Origin of the sequence: Streptomyces sp. 2A115 (genome assembly GCF_052245575.1) — a bacterium.
In the GTDB taxonomy this organism is placed as follows: domain Bacteria; phylum Actinomycetota; class Actinomycetes; order Streptomycetales; family Streptomycetaceae; genus Streptomyces.
In genome coordinates, this window is sequence record NZ_JBQQCG010000004.1 from 106,349 (window position 1) to 130,377 (window position 24,029).

The following is a 24,029-nucleotide window of genomic DNA, read 5'->3' on the forward strand; positions in this document are numbered from 1 at the left end:
CTGCGGAGAAAACCGGCCGCCTCGCCAGAAACACAGGAGATCGAAGGATCTCCATTCCAGAATTCCAGAGGAATCAAAAATCCCGAGGGTATGGCCGAGCAATCGACCGCATCATGCAAGGCATATACCGCATGCCCTGTGCAAGATACATGAGTACTAGCATTCCTCGACTCCTGTCAACGGGGGTATGCGACCGGAAGACCGCAGAAACATTTCCTCGGATTCTCGACCGACCCCTGATGGCCAGTTGTTTTCGGTCGCAGGTTCGACCGAGTAAACGGGTGGGGCTTCTGGGCGTCCACCCGCCAGGCCGGACGGACCACGCAGTCGCCTTGCCGTGATTTTCGAGCCATCTTCTCAACAGTCGGCGAGCGCGGCGCATAAATACATGGGCGGCCGCTAATAGATACGTTGCAACGAGCCCGCGCCCATGCAGCCGACGCCTCGCTCAACAACATTCCGCGAAGGTCGTCGCGCGCGTTTCAGGGGAAGAAAGATGGGTATGCCGAAAATTTTCATACTAATTCGCCGACCTGATCTCGGACCACCCTGCTTCGTATCCGTGGGCGAATTCGCAGCCGTGTGCGACACCAGAGAAACGCGTGCGGTGGGTGGAGGAACCCGAGCCGGCGCGACGAACCAGTCGAAGAGGTGGGTCGAAGAGTGCTGCGTACGCTGATCGTCGGCCTGGGCCGCGCTGGCCTGGGACTGCATGTGCCGGTGCTGATGCGTGCGCGCTCCACAGCCGTGGACATGTTCGCCGATCACCCGATCGTGGGGGTGGACCCCGGAAACGCGCCGCTTGCCCGGCAGCGGGAAGATCTCCTGATCGTTGATTCCCTGGCACGAGCACGCGAGCTCCTCGACCCGGCGCAAACTGTCGTCCACCTGTGCACTCCGCCCGCCGTACGCGCCGAGGTGCTCCGCGATGTCGCCGCGCTCGGCTTCCGGCGGATCCTCATGGAGAAACCGCTGGCCGGTGACCGAGGCGCGCTCCAGTCCATCCTGCACCTCGCACGGGAACACGAGCTGCGACTGTCCGTGGTGGCGCCCTGGCTGCACAGCGCGCTGACGCGGCGTCTCGTCCAGATCGTGGCCGACGGGGGACTCGGCGCGGTCCGCTCCGTGTCCGTCACCCAGCACAAGCCCCGGTTCCGGCGCTCTCTCGGCAGCAGCAGCCACACCTCCGCCTTCGATGTGGAGGCACCGCATGCGGTGGGCGTCCTCCTGCGCCTCCTCGGGGACGCCCAGGTGTGCGGCGCCACCTGCGCCGACCTACAGGTGGGGAAGGTGACGGTACCGCGCATGGGCGGTGCGCGCCTGGAACTGCTGCACGACGGCGGGACCCGGAGCGAGGTGGTGTCCGACCTGTCCTCACCGGTACGCCAGCGGCGCATCGTGCTCGACATGGCGGGCGGCAGCGTCGTTGGACACTACGCGGTCGGCCAGGACGACGACTTCGCTCAGCTGGAGATCACCCGCGACGGCCACACCGTACGTGAGGTCCTTCGTGACGACTCCCTCACCTCGTATCTGACCCGCGCCTACCGCCGCTTCGTCGATGACGCCGACGCCGACGCGGACGACCTCGACCTGCACGTACGGACGGTCCAGCTGCTCGACGAGGCGAAGCGGCTCGCGGCGGGCGCGCACGAGGCAGTGCCGCCCCACGGCGGCCGGACCGCCCACAAGGAGGCGACGGTCCATGCGAGTTGACCTTCCCTCCGGAGCGGACCCTCTGCACCCCCCGTACGGCGTGCCCGAGGACGACCCCGTCGGACGGGCGCGTCCCGGCGTCCGTTTCGCGGGAATCGGCGACGAGGCCGCGGCAGATCTCGCCGGCCAACTTCACGCACTGCGACAACTCCGCTGGGAGACCATCGAGTTGCGTAACGTCGACGGTGTCGCGGTCGCCGACCTGGACGACCCGGCCTTCGCCGACCTGACCGAGCGGATCGCGGCAGCGGGCCTCGATGTCGTCTGCGTCGATTCCAGGATCGCCAACTGGAGCCGCCCGATCACCGGTCGCTTCGAGGACGATGTGGCGGAGCTACGGGTGCTGGCCCGGCGTTGCGCCATCCTGGGCACCCGGTATGTCCGGGTGATGTCCTACCCCAACGCCGGCCTCGACGAGGAGGAGTGGGGCAGCCGGGTGCTGGACCGGATGGCTCTCCTGGTCCGGCAGGCCGAGCAGCACGGGCTGGTGCTGCTGCACGAGAACTGCAGCGGCTGGGCCGGCACACGGGCCGACCGGATGCTGGACCTCCTCGACCACGCCGACAGCCCGGCGCTGCGGCTGCTCTTCGACATCGGCAACGGCGTCCCCCACGGCTACGACGCCCGCGCGCTGCTGAGCGCCGTCATCGACCATGTCGCTCACGTACACGTCAAGGATGCCCGGACCGGACCGGACGGCCACGTCACCTACACGCTGCCCGGGGAGGGCCGGTCCGAGGTGTCCGCCTGCGTGCGTGCCCTCCTCGACCACGGCTACACCGGGGCCCTGTCGATCGAACCGCACACCCACCTGCGGCCGCACCAGGACCACGACGCCACGGGTACCGACAGTGTGGCGGCGTTCGTCGGTTACGGCCGATCCCTGGAGCGCCTCGTGCGGCAGGAAGCCCTGGCTGCCCGCGCCCCCGCCGCCGGAGGGGTGCCGCATGCCTGACCTCCCGCCCCGCCTGCCTCCCCCACCCGACTCCGCCGCCGCTCCCCTGCCGCGTCCCGCACGGCTGACGCCAACCGATCACGAGCTGCTGCTCGACCTCCTCGACACCCCCACCACGGGTCCGCTGGAGTCGGACGGTGACGGCCCCGCCGCTCGCCTGTGGGAGGCCGGACGGGCCTATGCCACGGCTGCCGCGGCGCTCGGTCTGAGGGTGCTGCGCCACGCCCCGGCGGAACCAGAGGTGCTGCGCCGGGACGACGTACCGCTGACTGTTCGGGAGGCGGCGAAGGACGAGACGTTCCTGGCCCGGCAGCCCAGCCTGGTGCTGCGACTCGGCCCGGAACTCCCACGGCAGGACACGGTGATGTTCAACGTCCACCTGGACACGGTGGCCGGGTGGTGGCCGGCCCGCTTCGACGGACGGCGCTTCACCGGCCGAGGGGCGATCGACGCCAAGGGCCCCGCCGTTGCCCTGCTCGCCGGTATTCGGGCAGCTCGCGCGGCCGAACCGGCCCTGGGCAGCCGGATCGGCGTGCTCATCCAGGCGGTCGCGGGTGAGGAAGGCGGTGCCATGGGAACGTTCGGCACCCGGCCGCTGGTCGAGGAGGGGTTCACCGGCGGGCTGAACCTGTTCTGTGAGCCCACCGGGCACCGGTTCCTGCCACGTTCCACCGCGTCCATGACGGCCTGCGTACGCGTTCGGGGTGAGGACGCGGTGGACGACCGCCCCGAGGCCGGGCACAACGCGACCGTGTTGCTGGGGCACATCGGCCAATACCTGGCCCTGGCCCTGCCATCGCGAATCGGCGACGGCAAAGTGTGCGTGGCGGGCCTGCACACCGGCGAGCGGCACAATCGGGTCTACGGCACCGGCCGACTGCTGCTCAACGTCTCCTACGGCTCCCGGCAGACCGGCCGGGCCGCCGAGCGCATGCTGGGGCAGGCGTTGCGCGAGGCGCTCGCCGACTTCTCCGCCAGGGCCGCCGGCACCCGTGACCTGGCCAGGACGGCCACTGACGCGGCACGGATCACGTCCTTGCACTGGTACAAGCGGGGCCTGCCCGCGCTGGACGGCCGGGGTCGCGCGCCGTGGGCCGAGGAACTGCTGGAACGACGCGCGGGCCTGGTGCGCTGGCCCGACGAAGAGCCGGCTTTCACCTGCGACGCCATCTGGATGGCCGGCGTCCCCGACAGCTACACCGCGGTCTTCGGCCCCGGCAACCTGCACACCAACCACGCGCACGCCGACGGCGAGTACGCCGACCTGGACGACTTGGACCAGTACGCCGACGAGATCGCCCGCGTACTCGTCGCACGCGTCCGCCACCCGCCGCAGGACGGCGACGTCACCCACGACGACGGCGCTCCACAAGCACCTCACGCTCTCTCAGCTGTCGCGCCCGGCGCGGCCGCGGACAGGATCTCTCCCCGATGACCTCGCCGACTTCCACGACCCCGGCAACTGCCAGTGCCAGTGCCAGTGGCACTGCTACAAGGGCTGTGCCGACCCTTTCCGACCCGCGCCTCATGCCACCCCGGCCACCCGGCGACGCCGGCGTGCGGGTGCCATACCGGGAACTCGCCGCCTTCGTGGCCGATGTCTTCGGCGCCAGGGGCCTCCCGGAGGACCGCGCGGGAGCCGCCGCCGCGGCGCTGTGCCACGGCGACCTCACGGGCTTCACCAGTCACGGCATCACCAATCTCACCCGGCTCTACCTGCCGCTGCTCGACACGGGCCGGTGCGACCCGCGGGCTGAGCCACGGATCGTCGCCGACCACGGTGCCTCGGTTCTCCTCGACGCTCGCCGGGCGCTCGGGCTGTGGGCGGCCGCCGAGGCGATGGACCTCGCGGTCGAGCGCGCCCGCCGGTACGGGGTCGGCATGGTCTCGGTGCGTGGCGCCACACACTTCGGCTGCGCGGGCTACCACGCCCTGCGCGCGGTCCAGCACCACATGGTGGGCCTGGTCACCGCCAACTGCGGCCGGCAGCAGATCGTCCGCCCCGTCGGCGGACGGGCCGCCATGCTCGGCACGAACCCCCTCGCGCTGGCCGCCCCGGCCGGCGACCTGCCCCCGTTCGTCCTGGACATGGCCACCACCGTGGCCCCCACCGGCAGAGTCCGGGCCGCTGCACGCGCAGGGCAGAACGTGCCCGTGGGCTGGCTCCAGGACGACGACGGCGCGCCGGTCACCGACCCGGCGGCCTTCGACCGCGGCCAGGCGCACCTGAGCTGGCTCGGCGGTGACCCCGACGCCGGTGCCTACAAGGGCTACGGACTGGGCCTGCTGGTGGAGGTGCTGTCCGCACTCGTCCCCGGAGCCGGACTCGGCCCGCATGAGAAGACGGCGAAGCCCGCCGGCCCCGACGACGACATCGGCTGCCTCATGCTGGCCGTCGCCCCTGGGCGGCTTCGGCCCGAGGCGGAGTTCCTCACCGATGCGGCCGGCCTGTTCGGCGCTCTTCTCGGCTGCCCGCCGATCCGGGCGGACGAGCCGGTGCGCTATCCCGGCTGGCCCGAGGACGCGCGTTGTCGCGACCGGCGCGCTCACGGCGTCCCGCTCGAAGCGGCCCTGCATCAGGAGATGCTCGACCTGGCCCGGACCAGCGGCCTCCGCTTCCCGGCACCGGTGCCACCCACCGAGGAGGGAAGCCCGGCATGACCATCCCCCGCATCGGCCTCATCGGCCTCGGCGTCATCTCCCGCTTCTATCTGGCCGCACTCGAACGCGAGGCGTGCGCGCGGCTGGTGGCAGTATGCGACCCCGACGAGGACCGGCTCGCCACCGCACCACCGCAGGTGCCGCGCTACCGCGACCACCGCGAGCTGCTGCGGGCGGCGGACCTGGACGCCGTGGTGGTCAACGTGCCCAACGACCTGCACTACCCGGTGTGCAGGGAAGCGCTGGAGGCCGGACGCGCGGTGTGCGTGGAGAAGCCGCTCGCCACGAAGCCGCTCGATGCCCACCACCTCGTGCGGCTCGCCCAGCACAGCGGCGCCGTGCTGTTCACCTCTTTTCACCGCCGCTACAACAGGGAGGTGAACGCCCTCCGCGACCGAATCGCCTCCGCCTCACCGATCACTTCGCTGACAGTGCACTACGAGGAGACGATCGAGGAGCACGCCGGACGGGATCGCTGGTATCTCGACCCGGAGCGCTGTGGGGGCGGCTGTGTCGCCGACAACGGGCCCAACGCGTTCGATCTGGTCCGCCTGTTCCTCGGAGACGTCCAGGTGACCGAGGCCGTCGTGCACCGCGACGCGCACGGCGTCGACCGGCAGGCGCAGGTGCTGCTGGACGCCCCGTCCGGCGCGGCGGCACGGGTGGCGCTCGACTGGTCCCGCCCCGGTGAGCGCAAAACGGTTGAGGTGCGACTTGCCGACGGGACCGTGGACCGTGCCGACATGCTCGCGGGCCATCCGGAGTTCAAAGGGTCCCTCTGGCACGAATACGTGGGCGTGCTGCGGGACTTCACCGACATCCTGTCCGGCCGCCGCCCGAACGATCCCGGCGGCCTGGCCACCCTGGAGCTCGTGGCCGCCACGTACGCGCGTGAACGCGCCGGCCGACCGCGTCCCCGCCAGGAGGCACCCCAGACATGACGCCAGGCGAGGACGGTGCCAAACGCGCCGTACACGGGCAGTTGGTGAAGGTACTCACCCACCGGCGCGATGACCGGGGTATGGCGCTGGAGGAGTTCGCGAGCCGGTGCGTCCGCCGTGGTGAGGTGCATGAGCTGGTGACCACCGACCACACGGAGACCACTGCCGGCGCCCGGATCGACCGGGTCGGCTTTCTGGGCTTCGTGGAGATCGGATGCGCCGGGGTCATCGACCGGGGCGATGTGGTCTGGGCGAACGGTAAGCGGGTGGGGACGGTCCTGGGATTCGACGCCTGTCACTTCCCGAACCACTACAACATCCTCATCTCGGTGCCCGAACCGCTCTCCGGCCCGCAGCTCGGTCTCGTACCCGAAGTGGAGGTCCGGTTCGAGCAGCGGGCAGCAGTGCCGCGTCCGCCCGGCGGCCCTCCGGCCACCGTCCACTGACGACCGACAACCTGAGGCCCGATCACCAGGAGCACCCGCTCATGAACCCTCGTCTCAATCTCACCGAGCTGGAGCCCACCGCCTACCAGGCCATGCTGGGCCTGGAGCAGTACCTCGCGTCGAGCCCGCTGCCGGCATCCCTGAGGGAACTGGTCAAGCTGCGGGCCAGTCAGCTCAACGGCTGCGCGTTCTGCGTGGACCTGCACAGCCACCAGGCGAAGAACAGCGGAGAACCCGACGAACGACTGTTCTCTGTCGTGTCCTGGCGCGAGTCCCCCTTCTTCAGCGAGGCCGAACGTTCCGCGCTCGCGCTGACCGACGCCGCGACCCGCCTCGGCGCGGAGGGCGTGTCCGACGACGTGTGGAACGAGGCCGCCGCCCACTACGACGACCGGCAACTGGCGGCGCTCGTCATGACGGTCGCCACCATCAACGCCTGGAACCGGATCGGCGTCAGCACCCGCATGGTGGCCGGCTCACAACGAGCCGACAGGGCCTGAAACCCGCCAAGGGGGCTGTGGGCCGGGGGGGCGGGCCGGTGTTCTCCGTGCCGATCTCCCTTACTCGGGCACCGAGTTGGGCTGACCCGCAGGGCGAGAACAGGGATGGCCGAGAAATCCCGTTATTTATTCCGGGTCATTGACGAAAAAGGTGGAGGGCCACCATGCTGTGCGCCATGCGCATGCGGCATGCGGACAGCGGGCTGTCACGGAGGCTGACCTCGAGATGACCCCGGCTGACAGCGGGGCCGGGCCGTCCTCGGCCACGTGAGGCGCGGCGCCCACGTCGCCGCGCGGCTGAGCGGTAATCCCGCACGGTCCGGGCGGAGTTGAGCGTCGGGCGCAGCGCAGAGCCCCTGCAAGTGGCAATCCGACCGCGGCCATGAAGATCACGATGCGGTTCACAGCGCCACGAGCTCTGGCGCGAGAGACGCGAGAGAAAGGAGAGTTGTGATGGGGGAAAACTTCGGCGTGGAGTCGACCGGAGCCCACAAGCACCATGTGTTGTCCCGTCGGCGGATGCTCGGCGTGTCCGGGGCTGCCGGGCTGGCCGCGTTGGGCGCCGCGGGGTTCCGGGACGATGTGTCCGGACCGAGCAAGAACACGGGACCGAGCCAGAGTGCGGAAGCGGCGCAGAAGGTAGGGCTGAGCCAGAACGCAGGACCGGGCCAGGACGTCGTGCCGGGCGAGGATGCGGCTCGCGTTACGGCACCGCCCCCGGTCGGGGTCCTCGGGGCGAACTTCAACGGCGACCCGGGCAAATTGACATTCGAGCAGCTGGAGGATGTCGAGGCCACTTGGCTGCGGGGGTTCTACCCCATGCGCGATGCCGACGGTTCCTCCGCGGACGAAATCGCCGGGAGCCCGCAGATCGGAATGCTCCTGGATGCCAGTGCACGTGGCTACGGCACGGTCCTGTCGCTGAAATTCGAGTACAAAGAGAATCCCATCCCGACCCCGGGCAGCGACGCCTGGACGACCGCGTTCGAGCGCCTGGAAAAGGTACTGCCGGTCGTCATGAACAAGGTCGACATCCTGGTGATCGGCAACGAACCGTTCATCGAAAGCCAACCCGAGGACCGCGACGACCGCCTCAACGTCTTCTACGAGAAGCTCGCCCAACGCGTCATCGCCTACCGTGACGAGAACTCGGCGGACAAGACCGAGCTCTACATGGGTGCGCTCAACCACCTCGATGACGAGAGCAGGATCACGCGTGCCAAGAAGCGCTGGATGCGCTTCGTGAACAACACCATGGCCATCAAGGGAGTGGACATCCATCCGCACCTGGCGGCCCCGGGCGACGGCCAGGACTACCTCACATTCATACTCGACGGCCTCGATGGCTTGCGCACCGATCAGAAGTTCCTGGCCACCGAATTCTCCCTGGTCAACCTCTGGTTGGACCACCTGACGGACCCGGTCTCCGCCGAATTCGCACACGATTACCCGGAGGAGCAGGGGAAAGAGGTGTGGGAGGTGCTCAAGGGAGCCATCGATGACCGCTCCACCCAGGAGGATGAGCGCTTCACCCAGAAGAAGTGGGACGATTTCCTCGCCATGAGCCCCTGGTTCAAGAGCAACAACACCTTTCTCCAGGACCAGGTCGAGAAGTTCCGCAGCACCGAAAAGCTCGCGGTGGCCACCTACGGGGTGATCCAGGACGACGCCATGACGACGGACTTCACCGCGACGAAACAGCCGTGGATCCTCAACAGCCTGTTCTGCCCGTACACCGTGGTGGACGGCGAGGACGGTCTGCCCGGACGGAACCGTGTGTGGATCGACCAGTTCCGCGCACTGCAGAAGACCTGACGGTCACGGCCGCCCGTCAGACCCGGGGGCGGCCGTACCGCGCGTCGTTGTCACGCGTCGGCACCAGCGCGGCGAGCGCTGAGCTGGTGTCCCGCAGGTCCTCGGGGAGGTACTCCACCGCACCGACACCACGACCGCGATCCAGCCTCCGGCGCACGCTCATCGTGGCCCCCAGGTTCTTGCTCAACCCGACGGTCTCCACCAGGTCGGACAGGAACATCATGTGTTCGTCGATTCTGGCCTGCTCGTCGGCGGCGGCGCGGACCTCCGCGATGAGCGCGTCGCGCACCACGGGGTCGGGGTGGTGGCGTTGCCTCGCGGGGGATCGGAGGAGGCCGCTGTGCCGGCCGGGCTCTGGACGCAGTACGCCTCGCTCGGCGAGCGCCGCCCGGTGCAGCGAGAACCCTTGGTGGTGCCGCCGGAACCACCAAGGGAGGCGGACGCGGCCGTGTCCGGAAGCGGAGCCGTGCTGCTGCAACTCGGCCAGCAACTCGTCGGCCCAGGCGAGGCCGGTAGGGCCGGTGTCCAGCAGCTCGATCTCGACGCCGTGCGTGCGGTGGACGTCGAAGCCGAGCATCCTGGATTTCCGGGAACGGACCAGCAGCTTGCGACGCAGCGCGAGTTCGCCGAGTTCGGCCGCCGCGCATCCGATCACCGCCCGAGCGGAGCCGTGCACCTTGCCGGAGGCCAGGTGTGAGAGCAGGACGAACTCCTCGGGCAGGGACAGGTTCCGCGGCGGAGGCACGGACATGTGACTCGTCTTCCCTTCTTCTGGCGGACGGCCGGGCAGGCGGGCAGGCGGGCGGGCAATCGCCGGCCTGTCAGCCGCGGTACGTACGCAGGTACGTCGAACCGGGCGACGGCTCCCGCCGCGTTCAGTGAGACCAGGCCGATCTGCCACAGCCACATGGTGTCCGCGATCGGTCCGCCGGACATCTCGCCGTACGCCCGCCGGATCGGCGGTGCAGTCGCCCTCAGGAGCGTCACGGCGCGTACCCGCTGCCTACGCCGCCGCCTCTCCCGCCGCGGCGATCTCCGGCACGCCGTCCCGGGGGACGTCGGACCCTCCCGGCTTCTCGAACTGCGTCCGGTACAGCTCCGCGTACCGTCCGTCCGCCGCGAGCAGTTCCTCGTGCGTGCCGCGCTCGACGATCCGGCCCGCCTCGACGACGAGGATCAAGTCGGCGGCCCGTACCGTCGACAGCCGGTGTGCGATGACGACCGCGGTACGCCCCTCCAGGGCCTCTGTGAGCGCCGCCTGCACGGCGGCTTCGGAGGTGTTGTCCAAGTGGGCCGTGGCCTCGTCGAGGACGACCACCCGCTGGCGGGCCAGCAACAGCCGGGCGATGGTCATGCGCTGGCGCTCGCCGCCGGAGAGCCGGTAGCCGCGCTCGCCGACCACCGTGTCGAGGCCGTCGGGCAGGGAGCGTACGAGGTCGTCGAGGCGGGCCCGGCGCAGGACGTCCCACAGTTCGTCCTCGTCGGCACCGGGCCTGGCGAGCAGCAGGTTGGTGCGGATCGACTCGTGGAAAAGGTGCCCGTCCTGGGTAACCATGCCTAGGGTCGCCCGCATCGACTCGGCGCTCACCTCGCGGACGTCGACGCCGCCGATGCGTACGGAGCCCTCATCGGTGTCGTACAGCCTCGGCAGCAGCGCCGCGATGGTCGACTTGCCCGCGCCGGACGAGCCGACGAGGGCGACGGTCTGGCCGGGTTCGGCACGGAAGGAGATGCCGTGCAGGACCTCGGTGCCGCCGCGCGTGTCGAGCGCGGCGACCTCCTCCAGGGAGGCCAGGGAGACCTTGTCGGCGGACGGGTAGGCGAAGCGGACGTCGGTGAACTCGACGGAGGCCGGGCCGTCCGGAACCTCGCGCGCGTCCGGCTTCTCCTCGATCAGCGGCTTCAGATCGAGGACCTCGAAGACGCGCTCGAAGCTGACCAGGGCGGTCATGACCTCGACCCGGGCTCCGGCCAGGGAGGTCAGCGGCGCGTACAGGCGGGTCAGGAGCAGGGCCAGCGACACGACGGCGCCCGCTTCCAGGCTGCCGCGCAGCGCGAACCAGCCGCCGAGCCCGTAGACCAGGGCGAGCGCGAGCGCGGAGACGAGGGTCAGCGCCGTGATGAACGCGGTCTGCGCCATCGCCGTGCGCACCCCGATGTCCCGCACCCGCCGGGCCCGCGCCGCGAACTCCGCGGACTCGTCGCCGGGCCGGCCGAAGAGCTTGATCAGCGTGGCGCCGGGCGCGGAGAAGCGCTCGGTCATCCGCGTACCCATCGCGGCGTTGAGGTCGGCCGCCTCGCGCTGCAGTTTCGCCATCCGGCTGCCCATGCGGCGGGCGGGTACGACGAAGACCGGGAGCAGCACCAGCGCGAGCAGCGTGATCTGCCAGGAGAGCGTGAGCATCACGGCGAGGGTGAGCAGCAGGGTCACCAGATTGCTCACGACGCCGGACAGGGTGTTGCTGAACGCTCGCTGGGCGCCGATCACGTCGTTGTTGAGACGACTGACGAGCGCGCCCGTACGAGTGCGTGTGAAGAACGCGACCGGCATGCGCTGCACATGATCGAAGACCGCCGTCCGCAGATCGAGGATGAGCCCCTCCCCCAGGTTCGCCGAGAGCCAGCGGCCCACCAGTCCCAGCGCCGCCTCGGCGAACGCGATCAGGGCGATGAGCAGGGCGAGTCGTACGACCCTGCCCTCCTCCCCGCCGGACACGATCACGTCCACGACACGTCCGGCGAGGACCGGCGTCGCCACGGCGAGCAGTGCCGTCGCCACGCTGAGCACCACGAACTGCGCGATGCGGCGGCGATGCGGGCGTGCGAACTCGGCGATGCGGCGCATCGTCGCGCGGGCGAAGGGGCGGCGCTCCGGCCGGGCGGTCATGACGCTGTGCAGCTGCGTCCAGGCTGTGGTCTCCATACTCATGGGACCGACCGTAGAACCTCAAGCAACATTGAGGTCAATGTCGAGGTCAATGGAGTCCAATCGAGGCCAAGGGAAAGCCGATGACACTCACCGAACCGATCCTCCCGCCCGACACGAGCGACCCGATGCCGTGCCCGGCGTGTCAGGCTCCGTCCCCATGCCCGCAACCCCACGTTGGTGCGGCGTGGAAACGCTCTCCCGATGTGACGGTCGAACGCCTCCCCCCGAGCCTCCCCAGACGCCTCCCGGTCCGGCAGATCCTGTGCCTCCTCCCGCTCGCCCTCGTGGTCGTCGTCGCGGTGCAGCACCGGTCCGTGCTCGCCGACGGCTTCGGCCACCTGACGACGGCCGAGTGGCCGTGGCTGCTGGTCGCGGTCGCCGCGACCTGCCTCACCTGGGTGGCCGCGGCGGTCACACGGCAGGGCGCGCTCGTCGAGCGGCTTCCCAAGGGCCGGTTGCTGGCCGCGCAGTTCGCGGCGGGCGCGGCCAACCATCTGCTGCCGACGGGTCTGGGTGCGAGCGCCGTCAACCTGCGGTTCATGACGGTGTGCGGGGTCCCGCTGGCCCGTTCGTCGTCCGCGCTCGCGCTCTACATGCTCGCCGAGTCAATAGCCCGGATCGGGCTTCTGCTGGCCCTGTTGATCGCCTTCCCCGACGCCCTGCGGGTCGACGTGCTCCTCCCGAACGGGTCGGTCGGTCCGCTGCTGCTCGTCGTGGGAGCGGTGGTGTGCGTCGCGGTGACGGTCCTGCTGCTCATACGACGGGTGCGTACCGTCGTGTTCACCTTCCTGCGGACCGCGCTGGGCGAGGCCAGGTCCGTGCACAGCCGACCGGCTCGCGCGCTCGCGCTGTGGGGCGGCGCGATCACGTTCCCCGCGCTGCAGGCGGCCGGACTGGCCGCGGTGGGGCAGGCGTTGGGGCTGTCGGTACCCCCACTGCACATGGCGGTCGCGTATCTGGCGGCGACGGTCGCGGTCGCCCTCGTCCCGACACCGGGCGGCCTCGGCTCGGTGGAGGCCGCGCTGATCGTGGCACTGGTGGCGGCGGGCGGTCCGGCGGCGGTGGCGACCGCGGTGGTGCTCGCCTACCGCATCATCACGGTGTGGCTGCCGCTGCTGCCGGGGGCGCTGACGTTGGGCGCGCTCGTGCGGTGGAAGGTGATCTGAGGCGTCCGTATACCGCTTCGGGGGCCCGGCCGGTGATGTGCCGCAACTCCTCGGCGTGCGGAGCGAGTTGGGCGCACACGGTCTCGGCGCGCCAGTCCTGCCGCACGAGCGCGTCGGTGAGCGGCTCGCCGGTGTCGGGGTCCAGGCGAGGACGGTCTCGACCCCCGACCCGTACAGCTCGGCCGGGTCGACCTCGACCGGTCCGCCGGGCGGATACCGGGGACGTACGGGCGCGCTGCCGGAGCCGATCACACCGCGCTCGGGGCAGACGACAAGGGCTTTGACACCCGGATGCACCCTGGTCCACGGCGAGCACCGGCCCCAGCATCGGCCACCTCCGTGAGTCGTCGATCACGCGGGTCGCCGGTGATCACGGAGCGCCAGCCCGGTCCGGGTCTTGCCGGACGTCAAGGCTGCCGCGAAGGTGGGCGGATGGCCTGTCCGTGATGGCCCTGGCGTGAAGCACACCCGCACATGTAGCAGGATTAGTGAACCCGCCGGTCAACGACCCGTTGTCCCGGCGGGCTCGCACATTCCGGAATCCAGCAGTAACCGAGCAGCAGGTGACAACAAGGTGACGACACATCACATACCGGGTGCAGGCCCCCTTCCCGGCACGACGGGAGGCAGTTGGTGAACCGAGACCTCACACTGCACGACTGGATCGTGGCGGGAATCTGGCTGGCCGTCGGGCTGGCGGCGGGCGTTCTGCTGCGCCTCCTCCTGCGCTGGCTGGGCAAGCACGCGACCCGTACCCGCTGGAGCGGGGACGACGTCCTCGTCAACGCGCTGCGCGCGCTGGTGCCGGTCGCGGCGCTCGCGGGCGGGGTGGCGGCCGCCGCGGCGGCGCTGCCACTGACCGGCCGGATCAACCACACCGTCAACCAGATCCTGACGGTCCTGCTCATCCTCGCCGCCACCATCACCGCGGCGCGCGTGATCACCGGCCTGGTGAAGGCCGTCACGCAGTCCCGTTCCGGCGTCGCCGGTTCGGCCACGATCTTCGTCAACATCACCCGCGTCGTCGTCCTGGCCATCGGCTGCCTGGTCGTCCTGCAGACCCTGGGCATCTCGATAGCCCCGCTGCTCACCGCCCTCGGCGTCGGCGGTCTCGCGGTGGCTCTGGCCCTCCAGGACACTCTCGCCAACCTCTTCGCGGGCATCCACATCCTTGCCTCGAAGACGATCCAGCCCGGCGACTACATCCGCCTCACCAGCGGTGAGGAGGGGTACGTCGTCGACATCAACTGGCGCAACACGGTCGTGCGCAACCTCTCCAACAACCTCGTGATCATCCCCAACGCCCAGCTCTCCAGCACCAACATGACCAACTACAGCCGCCCGGAACAGGAGATGACCCTCACCGTGCAGGTCGGCGTCGGCTACGACAGCGACCTGGAGCACGTCGAGCGCGTCACCTCCGAGGTCGTCGTCGAGGTCATGACGGAGATCGAGGGCGCGGTCCCCGAGCACGAACCGGCCATCCGCTTCCACACGTTCGGGGACTCGCGGATCAGCTTCACCGTGATCCTGGGTGTCGGGGAGTTCAGCGACCAGTACCGGATCAAGCACGAGTTCATCAAGCGGCTGCACAAGCGGTACCACGTGGAGGGCATCCGCATTCCCTCTCCGGCGCGCACCGTCGCCCTCCAGCAGAACGGCGTGGCGATTCCCACGCAGCGCGACGGATCCATCACCATCCCGTAGAACGAACGCATGACGGTACTTGGGGTCGACATCGGTACGTCCAGCAGCAAGGGCGTGCTGGTGGACGAGGACGGGACCGTGCTCGCGACGGCTGTCCGCCCGCACGCGGTCAGCCGTCAGCGGCCCGGGCACGTCGAGATGGACGCGCGGGTGTGGTGGGACGAATTCACCTCGATCGCCCGGGAGTTGCTGAAGTCCCTCGGTGACGACGCCTCGGTCACCGCGGTGGGCGTCAGCGGTATGGGCCCCTGCGTGGCCCTGGCGGACGAGGCGGACACGCCGCTGCGCCCGGCGATCCTGTACGGCGTCGACACGCGCGCGACCGAACAGATCGCCCGCCTGGACGCCGAATTGGGCCACGACGCCGTGCTGCGGCGCTGCGGGTCCCTGCTGTCCACCCAGGCCGTGGGCCCCAAACTCGCCTGGCTGGCGGAGCACGAGCCCGAGACGGTCGCGAGGGCCCGGCGCCTGTACATGCCCAGCTCGTACCTGGTGTGCCGACTGACCGGGACGTACGTGCTCGATCACCACTCGGCGAGCCAGTCGGTCCCGCTCTACGACTCGGTGGCGCAGGAGTGGTACCAGCCGTGGGTCCGACGCGTCGCCCCGTGGCTCGAGCTGCCCCTCCTGAGGTGGCCGGGAGACATCGCCGGTCACGTCACCGCCGAGGCTGCCGGAGTCACCGGTCTGCCCGCCGGAATCCCGGTCGTCACCGGCACGATCGACGCCTGGTCGGAGGCGCTGAGCGTGGGAGCACAGCACACCGGTGACCTCATGCTCATGTACGGCAGCACCATGTTCCTGATCAACACCGTGTCCGACCGCATCCTGGTGCCCCAACTGTGGAGCACGGTCGGGGCATTGCCCGGAACACGCAGCCTCGCGGGCGGCATGGCCACGTCCGGCGTGATCACGGACTGGTTGCGGGAGCTGTTCGGCACACCCGACCACGCCTCCCTGCTCGCCGAGGCCGAGTCGTCCGGGCCCGGCGCGCGGGGGCTGCTGATGTTGCCGTACTTCGCGGGTGAGCGGACTCCGGTGGCCGATCCGTACGCACGCGGTGTGATCGCCGGACTGACGGTGGAGCACACCCGCGGCGACCTCTACCGGGCCGCCCTGGAGGCGACGGCCTTCGGCGTACGGCACAACGTCGAGGCGATGCGCGCGGCCGGTGCCGACATCCGCCGTGCGGTCGCCGTGGGCGGCGGCACCCAGGGCGGCCTGTGGACCCGGATCGTCTCAGCCGTGACGGACCTGGAGCAGGAGGTCAGGACCGTCACGCTCGGAGCGAGCTACGGGGCGGCGTTCCTCGCCGCGAGCGCCGTCGGCGGGCCGCTCATCGACTCTTGGAACCCGGTGCGCGAGCGGATCGCCCCGGACCCGCGCCTCCGCGCCCGCTACGACGAGCTGTACGCGCTGTACCTGCGGCTGTATCCGGCGACGCGCGACCTCACCCACGCGCTGGCCGAGTATCAACGGGACGTCGCTCGCTGAGAGTTGAGGGGATGTGCGCGCCTCCGCGCCCCCTGAGTCCGACCGGGGGGCGCTTCCGCGGGCGCGTTCAGCCGATCACGATTCCTCCCGGAGGACCTTCACATCCCACGGCCCCAGCGAGACCTCCTGGTCCGCGGCGTACGAGGTCCCTGTGAGCACGTCATGTGCGGGCATCGGCAGGACCACCCGCGCCGGATCCCACGACCAGTTGTGCAGGAAACGCACACGGCGCCCGTCCCGAGAGGTCGCCGCGGTCGACGTGACGCTCGGCGGGGCCGGGTGCCGGACACCCGCCGGGGCGGCCCAGCGGAAGAGAGCCTTCGCGAAGGCCGGGTCCGGCACGGTGCCGACGTATGTGATGCGCCCGGCACCGTGTTCGTGCGTCGTCGCCGCGGGCCAGCGGCCGAAGTGCGGGTGCTCGTAGGTGACCAGCGTCTCCGCTCCCTGAGGCTGAAGGCCGTCCGCCCAGTGGAGGGCGCGTGCCTGCTCCGGCAGGGGGAAGGTGTCGGTGCCGTGGACGACGAGTTCGCCGCCCAGGTTGCTGAACTCGTCGTACGTGACTCCGGCCGCCTTGGCCAGGCGGGCGGGCTGTGCGTCCGTGCGGGCCCTGGCCTCGTGGTCCGCGTAGGCCGTGCGCGGGCCCAGGACCAGGTGGCCGCCGGCCGTGGCGTAGGCGAGCAGGCGGTCGAGGGTCGCGTCGTCGGCCGCGTAGAAGGCGGGGACGACCAGCACCGGCGGCAGGTCCGCGGCGTCCAGCTGCCCGGGGTGCGTGATCCTGCTCTGCAGCCCCGCGTCGAAGGCGCCTCGGTAGAAGGCGTCGAAGACGGTCTGGTACGAGCGCTGGTCCGGGCCTCCGTCGGGCGTGGCGAGCGGAGGCTGCGCCTGGAGCGCCCATTTGCTGGGGCCGGAGTAGAGGAACGCCACGTCGGCGTCCGGGGTGAGGGAGGCCACCAGATCGCCTGCGGTCTCCAACTCGGCTCCAAGCGCGGCGAGTTCGCGGTACACCCGGCCGGGGCGCCCGTTGTGCGGCAGCACGCCGCCCCAGTAGGTCTCGGTACCGAAGTGCAGGGTGTGCCAGTGCCAGTACTCGATCATCGAGGCGCCGCGCGAGATGAGCGCCCAGGCCGCCTGGCGCCACTGTCCGTCGTACGCGGGGCGGTTGTTCCAGGGGAAGCCGATGGCCTGCGCGTCGGTCTCGGTCACCAGGAAGGGTTCCTGGCGGGAGGAGTACATGCGGTCGGCGCTCTGGTACAGCGCCCAGGTGCCGTTGGTCGTCCAGCCCTGATCACCGCGGCCCTCGTCCGGCAGGGCGAGGGCGTCCTGCATCGTGTAGTACGGGTTGCCGGCCGTGACGTCGAGCTCCTTGGTCAGCTCGTCGTCCTCGACCCCGGGCCGCTCGTAGGAGATGCACGTCGTGACGAACTGGTCCGGCCGGGCGTACTCGCGGACGATCTCCGTCTGCCAGGCGATGAACTCGGTGGTCAGCCGGGCCTGGAAGCGGCGCCAGGCCAGGTCGTACTGCGGTTGCGCATTGCCGTCGGGCGTCCACAGGTCGGCCCAGGTCGACAGCCGGTGCGACCAATAGACCAGTCCCCACTCGCGGTTGAGGGTCTCCACGTCGCCGTACGTGTCGCGCAGATGGTCGGTGAAGCGCTGGAACACGCCATGGTTGTGGAAGAGGTGGAGTCCCGGTTCGTTGTCGACCTGGAAGCCGATGACGGCCGGGTGGGCGGCGTACCGGCCGACGACCTTGCGGATGACTCGCTCGGCGTGGAAGCGGAACGCCGGGTGGGTGAAGTCGACTTCCTGGCGGCCGCCCCAGCCGATGCGCTGTCCGGTCCGGTCCTCCCCCGCGATCTCCGGGTACTGCCGGGCGAGCCACGGCGGTACGGCGTACGTCGGCGTCCCGAGGATCACGCGGATCCCCCGCTCGTGGGCGCCGTCCAGAACCGGCTGGAGCCAGTCGAGGTCGAAGCGGCCGCTCGTAGGCTCCCACGTCGACCAGACGGACTCGCCGACCCGGATCACCGTGAAGCGGGCCTCCGCCATCAGGTCGAGGTCGTCCTTGAGCCGCTCGTACGGCTGGTACTCGTGGTAGTAGGCGGCACCGAACAGGACCCGGTCGGGCAGGTCGAACATGATTCTCCTTCAGGTGAGTCGAGTGGGCGTCGGATGGCACATCGGCCGGCTGGCACCCCGGCGGGTGTCAGCCCTTGACCGCCCCCGTGGACAGGCCCTCCAGGAGCTGCTTGCGCAGGAGGACGAAGAGGGCGACGGCCGGGAGGACGGCCAGCACGGCACCGGCCATCACCAGGTCGTACTGTCGTTGCTCCGAGAGGAAGAGGGTCTGCAGGCCGAGCGGCAGGGTGTACTGCGAGCTGTCGGAAACCAGGACCAGCGGCCACAGGAAGCTGTTGTAGCTCTGCAGGAACTGCCATACGGCGAGCGCGCCGAGCGAGGGCCGCAGCAGCGGCAGTACGATCCGCCGGAAGATGCCGAACTCGCTCGCCCCGTCGATGCGGGCGGCCTCGAGGAGCGAGTCCGGGATGGACTGCACGATGTACTGCTGCATCATGAAGATCCCGAACGCGGGCGCCACCCAGGGCACGATCAGCGCGAACCACGGGCTGCCGAGCCCCGTCTTGACCAGGATCACGAACAGCGGCACGAGGATCACCGCGAACGGGATGGACAGCGAGCTGAACATCACCCCGAACAGCATCTTCCTGCCGGCGAACCGGAACTTGGCGAAGCCGTAGCCGGCCAGCGCGCAGACGAAGACCGACACGACGGTGGCGACGACGGCGACCACGGTGCTGATCAGGAACCAGCGCACGAACGGCTGGTCCTCGATCAGCGCACGGTAGTTGTGCAGGGTGAAGGGATCCGGAATCAGCTTCGGCGGATACGCGAAGATGTCGCCGCGCGGCTTGAACGACCCGCTCAGCGCCCACAGCAGCGGGGCGAGGAAGGCGAGAAGCAGCAGGACCAGGGTCAGGTAGAGCAGGCCACGTCGGCTCCTCGCGCGTACGGAAGAGCGTGCGGAAGAAGTGATCGCGCTCATGAGGATGCCCTCCCGATTCCGAGCAGACGGTTGAAGAGCTGACTGAGGCCGAAGACGACGACGAACAGCACGACGGCCGCGGCGGCCGCGTACCCGAACTGCTGGCGCTGGAAGGCGGCCCGGTAGATGAACATCGTCACCGACAGGGTGCTTTCGGCGGGTCCGCCGCCGGTCAGCAGGTACGGCTCCTCGAAGATCTGCGCGGCGCCGATGAAGGAGGTGACGACCACGAAGGCGGTCACCGGTTTCAGCGCCGGGAGGGTGACCGTGGTGAACGTGCGGATGCGTCCGGCGCCGTCGAGGGCGGCCGCCTCGTACAACTCCTTTGGTACGGCCTGGAGTCCGGCGAGGAAGAACACGGTGAGGTAGCCGGTCCAGCGCCACAGCATCACCAGGCCGATGCTCACCTTGGCCAGGTCCGGATCGCCGAGCCAGTCCACGCCTCCGGTGCCGAACAGGGCGCGCAGGACGGAGTTCAGCAGCCCGAACTGCCGGTCGAATACCAGGCCGAAGATCAGCGCCACAATGATCGGAGACACGACGATCGGCACGAAATAGGCGGTGCGCCACAGGTCGCGGACGCGCAGACCGCGCGTGTTGAGGGCCTGCGCGATCAGCAGGGCCAGCGGTACGACGAGGCAGACGGCGATGAGCACGAAGATGCCCGTGTTGCCCAGAGCGCGGTGGAAGCTGACGTCGGTGGCGAGAAGACGGTAGTTGCGCAGGCCCACCCAGTGCGGGGTGCCAAGACCGACCCATTCGGTGAGGCTCAGCCAGAGCGAGACCGCGATCGGGATCAGCATGAACAGGACGTAGAGGACGTAGAAGGGGGCGATGAAGAGGTACGGGGCGCGAGACTTCTTGAGACGGGGAGCGGCCTGGCGCGCACCCGTACGTTCGCGGGGCGTACTGGCCGGATCAGCGACAGCAGTGGTCATGGGCGGCTCTCCTGGGCGTACTTTCCAAACTGCGGTATCGCGCCCCGAAAGGGGCGCGGGGAACTGCGCGACCAGCCACTGACGGCCCGCAGCTTTCCGACGACGAGCGCTAACGCCCCGCCTGGTCACGAAACTCTTCCGCCGTCCCCTTCAGCGCCTGCCTCGGACTGAGGTCCCCGCGATAAGCCCGCAGCAGATTCCCGGCAAGCACATCGAAGAGGATCGACTGATCGGGACTCGTGTAGAGCGGAGGGACGTCCGGCAGCAGGTCGCGATAGAGGCCGAAGAGCCGCTGACCACCGCAGAACTCGTCCTTGAGCGCGCCGAGTTGCGGGTCCTCGAACACGGACCGGCGAGTGGGCAGGTAACCCGTCTCGGTGAAGCGGCGGACCTGGCCGTCGTGCGTGAGCCAGGTGTTGAAAAGGAAATCCGTGGCCGCCTGTGTATTGGCCTTGTCCTTGACGACGCCGAAGCCGGTGCCGCCGAGGGCCGCCGTCGTCCCGCCGCCCTTCGCGAACCGCGGCATCGCCTTGACCCGCCACTTCCCTTTCTGCTCGGGCACGTTGGGCACAAGACCGTAGTTCTTGTACCAGATGGCCATGGGCAGGCCGATGACCCTGCCCTGTTTCAGGGCGGTCTGCATCGCGGCCCCGTAGTAGTCGGAGACGTCGATGACGAAGCCGCTGCGCAACCCCTCACACAGGAAGCCCAGCGTTTCCTCGGCCTCGGCCGAATCGAGCACCAACTGCTGGTCGGCGTCGAAGAAGGCGCCGCCGCGCTGGTAGAGCAACATCTGGAAGGACTGCACGACCTGCCCCGGGTCGCTGCCGGCCGTACTGACGACGCACAACGAGGCGTTGTGGTCCTTGTGCACGCGGGCGCCGAGTTCGGCGAACTCCTCCCAGGTCGGGGTGTCCTTCGGCAGGCCGTACTCGGTGAACAGGTCGTCGCGGTAGTAGTAGACGACCATCGGGGTGTCCGAGTCGAGGGCGTAGAGCTTGCCGTCCTTGGCGTAGGGAGCGGTGCGGGCCGGCAGCAGGTCGTCCTTCAGTCCCGGCACGGCAGCGATGTCGGGGGTGAGGTCGTACAGCAGCCGCTCCGAGATGTCGCCGCGCAGCATGCGCGGGAAGCTGCCGATCTCGAATCCCGCCATGTCCGGTGTGCCGCGTCCCGCGACGGCCTGGGCGAGCAGCTTGGTGACGAGGTCGGCAGGTCCGGTGCGAGTGACCTTCAGGCGGAAGCGGAAGTCGGTGAGCCGGTCGGCCTCCGGGATGCCTTTGGTGAAGAAGGCCTCGTATCCCGGGTCGTGGGTCCACAGGGAAAGGCTCACGTCTCCGGAGGTACGGGCGGTGGTGCTGTCACGGCCGCAGGCTGCGAGTGCGGCGGCCGCGCCGAGGCCGAGGGCGCCGCGCAGCAGGGTGCGACGGGGCAGGGGCGGTGGGGTGGTGAACACACGTGACTCCTCACGTGGTGCGGCTGCTACGAGTGCGCGTGCGACGGCCGTCCCCGACGGCGCACGCGGGCAGGGCGGATCGGGCCGACGGCGGAGTGCGGTCGGCCGTCCCGCCGACGGTTCAGCGGTTCGGACGGGTGAGTGGCTGGGGGTCGGGGCGAGTGGGGGCGCTCAGCGGATGGAGCGCGGGGGTGCGGTGGAGTCTCGTACGGTCAACTCGACCGCGAGATCGGCGGGTTCGGCCGGATCGGGCCTGCCCTCGATCATGGCGACCAGGACCTCGACGGCGCGGGTCGCGACGGCGGCGAAGTTCTGGCGGACGGTGGTGAGCGGTGGGGAGAGGTAGGCGGCGGCGGGGATGTCGTCGAAGCCGACCACACTCAGGTCGCCGGGCACGGTGAGGCCGGCCTCGGTGAAGGCGCGCAGTGCGCCGAGTGCCATGTCGTCGTTGGCGGCGAACACGGCGGTCACATCAGGGGTTTGGGCCAGCGACTGTCCGGCGGCGTATCCCGAGGCCGGTGTCCAGTCGCCGTCCGCGGGCAGTGGTGGTTCGGGGGCTCCGGCCGCGGCCAGTGCCTCGCGCCAGCCGCGGGCGCGGTCGCGGGCGGTCCACCAGTCCTGTGGGCCGGGGATGTGCCAGACCGTGCGGTGCCCGAGGGCGAGCAGGTGTTCCGTGGCGATCCGCGCCGCGGCCACGCCGTCGGCACGGACCACCGTGCTGGGTCCGCCGGCCAGGTGCACGCTCTCGCCGAGGCTGACCATCGGCACGTTCGCGCTCAGCCGCAGCGGTGTGCCGTCGTCGATCGGCTCCGACAGGACGATCCCGTCGACGCCCTGCTCCAGCAGGGACTCCACGGCTGCCGGGATACCGGCGCCGCCCTGGCCCTCCAGGGTGCTGGCCACGGCGAACAGGTAGCCCGCCCGCTGCATGGCCCGCTCCAGATCGATGAGCAGAGCCGACGGGCCGTAGAGCGCGGTGCCGAGGGAGACCACGCCGATCCGCCGGTACCTGCCCATCAGCAGGGCGCGCGCCGCGTTGTTCGGACGGTAGTCCAGCTCACGGATGACGCTGAGCACGCGGTCACGGACGTCGGCGCTGACGTGGGGCTCACCGTTGACGACACGGGACACGGTCTTCTGTGAGACCCCCGCGGCACGGGCGACCTCGGTCATCCCGGGGCCGCGGCGGCGGCGACCGGGACCACTGGGCGACGGCGGCTCGGTACTGGTGGTGGCCATGAACCCTCCTCACACCCTTAGGAATTGACTACGTAGTCAGTCTCTCGCGAGATCCGCGAACGTCGGCGTGACTACGTAGTCAGGCCAGTGTTCACAGCCTCGTAACGTGAGTCAATACTTTGTGCGGCACTCTCTGCGGCATCGCTACTGCCCTGCTTGCCTTGCCGACCGAAGCACGCGAGCTCCTCGAAACCCTTCGCTCAGGTCGCGGAGACTTCGACACCGAGGCTGGGAAGGAGCGCGGAGTCGACGTAATCGACGAAGAAGGCCCGGTCGACCAGCAGATCCTCGATCAACGGACGAGTGATCAGGGCACCGACCAGCATGTGCGGGAGGTACGCCAACGCGGGGGTGTCCGCAGGGATTTCACCCCGTTCCACCGCCCGGCGCATCATCGCGTTGAACCCGTTCAGCTCGGGATCGATGAACAGCTCGCGCAGCGCCTTGAGAAGATCGGGGTGGCTGTGTGCGGCATGAACCAGACCCCGCATCAGTTCGGTGTTCCTCTGCATCCGCCCGTCACCGATCTGGTCCGCCATCGCGTGGAAGTCGCCGCGCAGGGTCCCCGTGTCGATGTCGCTGGGACTGGCGGCGGCCTTGTCCTGCCGCACGGCCACGGCCACCAGCTCGGGCTTGCCCACCCACTGACGGTAGAGGGTGGCCTTGCTGCAGCGGGTGCGGGTCGCGACGGCGTCCATGGTGAGGGCTTCGTAGCCGACTTCACGCAGCAGATCGAGTACGGCGCCGAACACTTCCGCCTCGCGCTCCGGCGTGATCCGGCTGCGCCGCGTCCGCGGGGCGGCTCCCGGCTCCGCTGCGGCGGCTGACGTCGAACGCCCGGCCACGGCTGTCATCATCGACCCCTAACCTGAACTGTACGGTTTCGTACAGATGAACGGTAGCAGGCAATCGATGAATACGAAACCGTTTCGGTAGTGGAATGAATAGGGGAAGCCCGCAGCACGCCCGGCGCCGGGCCGGCCGCCCAGAGCCCCTCCGACCCCC

General features: G+C 69.8%; 19 protein-coding genes and 1 pseudogene. 11 read left to right on the top strand and 9 right to left on the bottom strand.

All coding sequences use genetic code 11. From position 1 onward, the window contains the following. Positions 1-663 precede the first annotated feature (663 nt). The 8 genes from ACTWQR_RS05115 to ACTWQR_RS05150 all read left to right on the top strand — a co-directional run bounded on the left by ACTWQR_RS05115 (position 664) and on the right by ACTWQR_RS05150 (position 9,034). Positions 664-1,716 carry a Gfo/Idh/MocA family protein gene (locus tag ACTWQR_RS05115; RefSeq protein WP_443225674.1) on the top strand — a complete coding sequence of 351 codons (1,053 nt, stop codon included), beginning with the start codon at positions 664-666 and terminating at the stop codon, positions 1,714-1,716. Next, entirely contained in the window at positions 1,706-2,671 is a 966-nt protein-coding gene (locus tag ACTWQR_RS05120) for a sugar phosphate isomerase/epimerase family protein (protein WP_443225675.1), read from the top strand. The genes ACTWQR_RS05115 and ACTWQR_RS05120 overlap by 11 nt, the downstream gene beginning before the upstream one ends. Next, a complete protein-coding gene (locus tag ACTWQR_RS05125; protein ID WP_443225676.1) occupies positions 2,664-4,106 on the top strand; it encodes a M20/M25/M40 family metallo-hydrolase in 1,443 nt (480 codons plus the stop codon). The genes ACTWQR_RS05120 and ACTWQR_RS05125 overlap by 8 nt, the downstream gene beginning before the upstream one ends. Positions 4,107-4,198: 92 nt before the next feature. After that, positions 4,199-5,332, top strand: a complete 1,134-nt coding sequence (locus ACTWQR_RS05130) for an Ldh family oxidoreductase (protein WP_443225677.1) — start codon at positions 4,199-4,201, stop codon at positions 5,330-5,332. Next, complete coding sequence (locus ACTWQR_RS05135) at positions 5,329-6,273, top strand: Gfo/Idh/MocA family protein (RefSeq protein WP_443225678.1); 945 nt, start codon at positions 5,329-5,331, stop codon at positions 6,271-6,273. The genes ACTWQR_RS05130 and ACTWQR_RS05135 overlap by 4 nt, the downstream gene beginning before the upstream one ends. After that, positions 6,270-6,719: a DUF6917 domain-containing protein gene (locus tag ACTWQR_RS05140; RefSeq protein WP_443225679.1), complete on the top strand. Its 450-nt coding sequence runs from the start codon at positions 6,270-6,272 to the stop codon at positions 6,717-6,719. The genes ACTWQR_RS05135 and ACTWQR_RS05140 overlap by 4 nt, the downstream gene beginning before the upstream one ends. 41 nt (positions 6,720-6,760) lie before the next feature. Then, complete coding sequence (locus tag ACTWQR_RS05145) at positions 6,761-7,219, top strand: carboxymuconolactone decarboxylase family protein (protein WP_443225680.1); 459 nt, start codon at positions 6,761-6,763, stop codon at positions 7,217-7,219. Between the two features lie 453 nt (positions 7,220-7,672). Next, entirely contained in the window at positions 7,673-9,034 is a 1,362-nt protein-coding gene (locus tag ACTWQR_RS05150; protein ID WP_443225681.1) for a hypothetical protein, read from the top strand. A 16-nt stretch (positions 9,035-9,050) separates the two neighbouring features. Here ACTWQR_RS05150 and ACTWQR_RS05155 read toward each other — a convergent pair whose 3' ends face one another. Both ACTWQR_RS05155 and ACTWQR_RS05160 read right to left on the bottom strand, forming a co-directional pair. After that, a complete protein-coding gene (locus tag ACTWQR_RS05155; protein WP_443225682.1) occupies positions 9,051-9,785 on the bottom strand; it encodes a GOLPH3/VPS74 family protein in 735 nt (244 codons plus the stop codon). Positions 9,786-10,037: 252 nt separating this feature from the next. Further along, the gene (locus tag ACTWQR_RS05160; RefSeq protein ID WP_443225856.1) at positions 10,038-11,957 is read right to left on the bottom strand and encodes an ABC transporter ATP-binding protein; all 1,920 of its coding nucleotides are present in this window, start codon (positions 11,955-11,957) and stop codon (positions 10,038-10,040) included. 209 nt (positions 11,958-12,166) lie between these two features. Between ACTWQR_RS05160 and ACTWQR_RS05165 the strand changes: the two genes are divergently transcribed. Beyond that, complete coding sequence (locus ACTWQR_RS05165) at positions 12,167-13,129, top strand: lysylphosphatidylglycerol synthase transmembrane domain-containing protein (RefSeq protein ID WP_443225683.1); 963 nt, start codon at positions 12,167-12,169, stop codon at positions 13,127-13,129. Positions 13,130-13,157: 28 nt separating this feature from the next. On the opposite strand, the pseudogene ACTWQR_RS05170 reads toward ACTWQR_RS05165, so the two are convergent. After that, positions 13,158-13,457, bottom strand: a pseudogene (locus ACTWQR_RS05170) (FGGY family carbohydrate kinase); the annotation flags it as partial. Positions 13,458-13,762: 305 nt separating this feature from the next. On the opposite strand from ACTWQR_RS05170, the gene ACTWQR_RS05175 reads away from it, so the two are divergent. Together ACTWQR_RS05175 and ACTWQR_RS05180 are read left to right on the top strand one after the other, a co-directional pair. Next, positions 13,763-14,836: a mechanosensitive ion channel family protein gene (locus ACTWQR_RS05175; protein WP_443225684.1), complete on the top strand. Its 1,074-nt coding sequence runs from the start codon at positions 13,763-13,765 to the stop codon at positions 14,834-14,836. A 9-nt stretch (positions 14,837-14,845) separates the two neighbouring features. Beyond that, positions 14,846-16,330: an FGGY-family carbohydrate kinase gene (locus ACTWQR_RS05180; RefSeq protein ID WP_443225685.1), complete on the top strand. Its 1,485-nt coding sequence runs from the start codon at positions 14,846-14,848 to the stop codon at positions 16,328-16,330. Positions 16,331-16,405: 75 nt separating this feature from the next. Here ACTWQR_RS05180 and ACTWQR_RS05185 read toward each other — a convergent pair whose 3' ends face one another. The 6 genes from ACTWQR_RS05185 to ACTWQR_RS05210 form a co-directional block, all read right to left on the bottom strand. Beyond that, positions 16,406-18,469 (bottom strand): beta-galactosidase, encoded by a 2,064-nt coding sequence (locus tag ACTWQR_RS05185; protein WP_443225686.1) that lies wholly within the window; start codon positions 18,467-18,469, stop codon positions 16,406-16,408. Positions 18,470-18,536: 67 nt separating this feature from the next. Next, positions 18,537-19,394 carry a carbohydrate ABC transporter permease gene (locus ACTWQR_RS05190; protein WP_443225687.1) on the bottom strand — a complete coding sequence of 286 codons (858 nt, stop codon included), beginning with the start codon at positions 19,392-19,394 and terminating at the stop codon, positions 18,537-18,539. Continuing rightward, positions 19,391-20,332 carry a carbohydrate ABC transporter permease gene (locus tag ACTWQR_RS05195; protein ID WP_443225688.1) on the bottom strand — a complete coding sequence of 314 codons (942 nt, stop codon included), beginning with the start codon at positions 20,330-20,332 and terminating at the stop codon, positions 19,391-19,393. Before ACTWQR_RS05195 ends, ACTWQR_RS05190 begins: the two co-directional genes overlap by 4 nt. A gap of 109 nt (positions 20,333-20,441) precedes the next feature. Further along, positions 20,442-21,785 carry an ABC transporter substrate-binding protein gene (locus tag ACTWQR_RS05200; RefSeq protein ID WP_443225689.1) on the bottom strand — a complete coding sequence of 448 codons (1,344 nt, stop codon included), beginning with the start codon at positions 21,783-21,785 and terminating at the stop codon, positions 20,442-20,444. Between the two features lie 171 nt (positions 21,786-21,956). Beyond that, on the bottom strand, positions 21,957-23,024 hold the full coding sequence (locus ACTWQR_RS05205; protein WP_443225690.1) for a LacI family DNA-binding transcriptional regulator: 1,068 nt from the start codon (positions 23,022-23,024) through the stop codon (positions 21,957-21,959). 200 nt (positions 23,025-23,224) lie between these two features. Further along, a complete protein-coding gene (locus ACTWQR_RS05210; RefSeq protein WP_443225691.1) occupies positions 23,225-23,869 on the bottom strand; it encodes a TetR/AcrR family transcriptional regulator in 645 nt (214 codons plus the stop codon). Positions 23,870-24,029: the final 160 nt, after the last annotated feature.